Annotated in this window: 5 protein-coding genes and 2 tRNA genes; 6 read left to right on the top strand and 1 reads right to left on the bottom strand. The window is 72.1% G+C overall.

Features of this window, described 5'->3' with window-relative positions:
• Positions 1-138: 138 nt before the first annotated feature.
• Positions 139-1,020: a 3-methyladenine DNA glycosylase gene (locus AB0J67_RS39475; protein WP_363490674.1), complete on the bottom strand. Its 882-nt coding sequence runs from the start codon at positions 1,018-1,020 to the stop codon at positions 139-141.
• A gap of 70 nt (positions 1,021-1,090) precedes the next feature.
• Here AB0J67_RS39475 and AB0J67_RS39470 point away from each other — a divergent pair, with 70 nt between their 5' ends.
• From AB0J67_RS39470 to AB0J67_RS39445, 6 genes are all read left to right on the top strand, one after another.
• Positions 1,091-1,429: a PadR family transcriptional regulator gene (locus AB0J67_RS39470; RefSeq protein WP_363490672.1), complete on the top strand. Its 339-nt coding sequence runs from the start codon at positions 1,091-1,093 to the stop codon at positions 1,427-1,429.
• Positions 1,426-2,244, top strand: coding sequence for an ATP-binding cassette domain-containing protein (locus AB0J67_RS39465; RefSeq protein ID WP_363490670.1), 819 nt, complete (start codon positions 1,426-1,428; stop codon positions 2,242-2,244). Before AB0J67_RS39470 ends, AB0J67_RS39465 begins: the two co-directional genes overlap by 4 nt.
• A gap of 64 nt (positions 2,245-2,308) precedes the next feature.
• Entirely contained in the window at positions 2,309-2,998 is a 690-nt protein-coding gene (locus AB0J67_RS39460) for a hypothetical protein (RefSeq protein WP_363490668.1), read from the top strand.
• Positions 2,999-3,080: 82 nt separating this feature from the next.
• A complete protein-coding gene (locus tag AB0J67_RS39455) occupies positions 3,081-3,866 on the top strand; it encodes a fumarylacetoacetate hydrolase family protein (protein WP_363490666.1) in 786 nt (261 codons plus the stop codon).
• 68 nt (positions 3,867-3,934) lie between these two features.
• A tRNA-Gln gene (locus AB0J67_RS39450) sits at positions 3,935-4,006 on the top strand.
• Positions 4,007-4,138: 132 nt separating this feature from the next.
• Positions 4,139-4,214: transfer RNA gene (locus AB0J67_RS39445), tRNA-Glu, on the top strand.
• The last annotated feature ends 98 nt before the right edge of the window (positions 4,215-4,312 follow it).

Here is a 4,312-nt window from a genome sequence, read left to right as displayed (position 1 = left end):
TTGCGTGAACTGTGGGGATGACACGCCCCAAAGGGACAGATCCCCAACAGTTCGCGCAAGATCGACGCGATCTTGACTGTGTGAGGCTCTCCCGGGTCGCCGCAGTGCGCGCCGGGACGGGTCGGGCGCGAGCGGGGGTCAGGTGCCGGGGGTGGTGAGGAGCCGGTCGCACTCGGCGAGCAGGGCGGAGCGCAGCGGGGCGGCCCGGTCGGCGAAGGAGCGCTGGCGGGTGGCGTACTCGGCGCGGCCTTCGGGGGTTTCGATGCGGACCGGGGGGAAGCCGAGGTCGGCGAGGTCGTAGGGGCTGGCGCGCATGTCGAGCTCGCGGATCTCGCGGGAGAGGGCGAAGCAGGCGGTGACCAGCTCGCTGGGCACCAGCGGGGACAGCTTGTACGCCCACTTGTAGAGGTCCATGTTGGCGTGCAGGCAGCCGGGTTGTTCGAGCACCGGTTGCAGGTCGCGGGTGGGCTGGTGGGCGTTGAGCGGGCGGGCGGGCGCGGTGAAGAAGCGGAACGCGTCGAAGTGCGTGCAGCGTACGCCGCGGTCCTCGACGACCTCGGCGGTCGCGGCGGGGGACAGGCGCAGCGGCCAGGCGTTGTGCCGCACCTCCTGCTGGGTCTGCCGGTAGACCATGGCCCACTCGTGCATGCCGAAGCAGCCCAGCTGGGCCGGGCGGGACGCGGTGGCGGCCAGCAGGTCGCGGATCCAGCGCACCGACTCCGCCCGCTTGGCGAGCAGGGCCGGATCGAGCACGACGCCGCCGTCGGCGGTGACGTAGTCGCGGGCGGGCTCGCCCGCCAGCAGCACCACCCCGGCGCCCGGGTGCCAGCGGCGCAGCTGCGCGGGGCGGTGCGAGTAGTACGTGAACAGGAAGTCGTGCACCGGGTGTCTCACGCCGTCTCGGCGCCGGGCCAGATGGGTGGCCACCCAGCCGTCGACCAGCTCCTCGTGCGCCTGCCGGCGGGCACGCCAGACCGGCGGGTCCAGGACCTCGACGGGGGGTGCGGCGGCGGCTGTCACCAGGCAAGGGTAGCGACGGTGTCGGCTAGGTAGCGACGCCAACTAGCTTGCTGTGCTACGGTCTCGGCCCATGGAGCTGGAGCGGCGCAGTCAGTGGCTGCGGGGAGTGCTCGACCTGTGCGTGCTCGGCCTGCTCGCGCAGCGCGAGTCCTACGGCTACGAGCTGATCCAGTCGCTGAGCGCGGCGGGCCTGGGCACCATCCAGGGCGGCACCCTCTACCCGGTGCTGCTGCGGTTGCAGCGCTCCGGCCAGGTGGCCGCGTACTGGCGCGAGGGCGCCGCCGGCCCGGCCCGCAAGTACTACCGGATCACGCCGGAGGGCGGCCAGACGCTGCGGCGGGCCGCGGCGGACTGGCAGTCGTTCGCCGGCGGGGTCGACGTGATTCTGCGAGAGGTGGCGGCACGGTGAGAGACGACGCCTGGCTCGAAGCCCTCGCCGGCGAGCTGCGCCGGCAGGGCGTGCCCCACGACACGGCCCGCCACGTGCTCGCCGAGACGGCGGCCCACCTGTGGGACAGCGGCGACGAGCCGCTGCGGGCGTTCGGCCCCGCGCAGTCCTACGCGGCCGCGGTCGCCGAGAGCGTCCGCCCCGCGCCCGCGCGGGCCGTGCCGGGCGGTCCGGTGCGGCTGGAGGTCGTGGGCGTGAGCAAGCGGTACGGCCGGCGCACGGTGCTGCGCGAGGTGAGCCTGACGGTGCGCGCCGGGCAGGTCGCCGCCGTCGTCGGTGCGAACGGCTCCGGCAAGAGCACGTTCCTGGGCGTCTGTGCCGGTCTGGTCAGCCCGGATCGGGGCGAGGTGCGGGTGCACGGCACCCTCGGCTACTGCCCGCAGGGCGGCGGCACCAGCGACTTCCTCGTCCCCGACGAGCACTTCGCGCTGGTCGGCGCGGGCCGGGGCATGTCGCGTCAGGATGCCCGCGAGCGCGGCCGGGGCGCCGCTGCCGCGCTGGACTGGGATCCGCGCGGCGCGGGGCAGGCACGGCACCTGTCCGGCGGCACGCGGCAGAAGCTCAACCTGGTCATGGCCGGGCTCGGCGACCCGGACGTGCTGCTGCTGGACGAGCCGTACCAGGGCTTCGACCGCGGGTCGTACCTGGACTTCTGGCAGCAGGTGCACCGCTGGCGCGACGCGGGCAAGGCGGTGGTGGTGGTGACCCACCTGCTCGACGCCCGCGACGGCGTGGACACGGTGCTGGACCTGACGCGCAGGGAGGCGACCCGATGAGCGGCCGCCGGGAGCGGAGCACCACGGCGCGCGGCGGTGGCGCCGCGTGCGGGCAGGAGCGGGCATGAAGACGTCGACCGTGGCGGAGATGGCGCTGCGCGAGATCGTGCGGCGGCGCGGGGTGCTGGCCATCCTGGTGATCTTCCCGCTGGCGTTCTACCTGAGCCGCCGGGACTCGCACGCCGGTCAGTCGATCCGGTTCGTCTGCCTGGGCCTGGGCTGGGCGCTGAGCACGGCGGCCCTGTTCACCGGCAGCGCCGCGCGGGCGATCGAGCCCCGGCTGCGGCTGTCCGGCTACCGCGGGCACCATCTCTGGCTGGGGCGCCTGGCCGCGCTGTGGACCGTCGGGCTCGCCCTGTCCGTGCCGTACTTCGTGCTGATCCGGCTCGACCAGGACGGCGTCCGCTTCGGCGCGATCGGGCTGATCATGCTGCTCACCGTCGCGGTCGCGGCCCCGTTCGGGCTGGCGCTGAGCGCGGCCCTGCCGCGCGAGCTGGAGGGCATGCTGGTGCTGCTCATCATCGTGGGGCTGCAGATGATGATGGACCCGGCCGGCACGGCCTCGCGGCTGCTGCCGTTCTGGTTCACCCGCGAGATCGGCACGTACGCGGTGGACCACACCGACGGCGGCTACCTGGAGCGCGGGCTGGTGCACGCGGTGGTGTGCCTGGCCGCACTGCTGGCCGTGGTCGCGGTGGCGTCCGGCTGGCGGCTGCGACAGCGGTCACACCTGCGCTTCCTGGCACCCCGCTGACCGAGCCGTGGCGCAGCCCACGCGGCGGCGCGGCGTAAGTTGGAGCCGGAATCCAACAAGTGATCTTCGGCTGGGGGCTGTGGTGCGGATCGCACGTTTCGTTCATCCGGGTGGCATGTCGTTCGGTGTGGTGGAGGGCGACCCGGAGGCCGGCTCGCAGGCGCTGACGGTGCGCGCGATCAACGGGCACCCGTTCGGCGAGCTGGACCTGAGCGACCAGCGGTTCGCGCTGGCCGACGTACGCCTGCTGTCGCCGATCCTGCCCAGCAAGGTGATCGGGGTCGGCCGCAACTACGCCGACCACGCCGCTGAGCACGGCGCGGACGTGCCCAAGGAGCCGCTGCTGTTCCTCAAGCCGTCCACATCGGTGATCGGCCCGCACGACATCATCCGGCTGCCCGAGCAGTCGCACCAGGTCGAGCACGAGGCCGAGCTGGCCGTCGTGATCGGCGCCACCGGCGCGCGCCGGGTGGACCGGGCCGCCGCCGAGAAGGCCATCTTCGGGTACACCTGCGCCAACGACGTCACCGCACGTGATCTGCAGCGCAGCGACGGGCAGTGGACCCGGGCCAAGGGTTTCGACTCGTTCTGCCCGCTCGGCCCGTGGATCGACACCGCCGCCGACGTCTCCGACGCCGAGGTGCGCTGCGAGGTCAACGAGGAGGTGCGCCAGCTCGGCCGCACCTCGCAGATGGTGTTCGACGTGCCGTCGCTGGTGTCGTACGTGTCCCACGTCATGACGCTGCTGCCCGGCGACGTCATCCTCACCGGCACGCCGGCGGGGGTGTCCCCGCTGGCCGCGAAGGACGTCGTCAGCGTGCGCATCCAGGGGCTGGGCGAGCTTCGCAACCCGGTCGCGGCGCGTTAGCGGATACCGATTTGGCGCTGCCGGGGTGGTCAGGTAAAGTTCATCCCCGGCAGCGGAAACGGTGCCATTGGGGTATGGGGTAATTGGCAGCCCAACTGATTCTGGTTCAGTTAGTCTAGGTTCGAGTCCTGGTACCCCAGCAACCAAGCCTGAGCGGGTGAGAGCCCGATTAGCGCGAGGCTGCTGGACCTGCTAAAGTTCAGCAGGCCGCCGAGCTGAGAGATCAGCGAGGCGGTCGAAAACTGAAGAGATGTTCTCCGGAACGTCAACCTGGCCCCGTCGTCTAGCGGCCTAGGACGCCGCCCTCTCAAGGCGGTAGCGAGGGTTCGAATCCCTTCGGGGCTACCAGGTTCAAGAAGCGGGCGCGCGCGTGACGTGGGGGTCGTCGGTTTTTTGGCTCTGGTTGGCGCGGGCGGGGGGGGGGTTTGGTTGAGCTATCTTAGTTA

The organism is Catellatospora sp. NPDC049609 (assembly GCF_040675365.1).
Classification (GTDB): domain Bacteria; phylum Actinomycetota; class Actinomycetes; order Mycobacteriales; family Micromonosporaceae; genus Catellatospora.
Note: the sequence above shows the minus strand (reverse complement) of the source record. Positions and strands in the feature narration are given on the sequence as shown.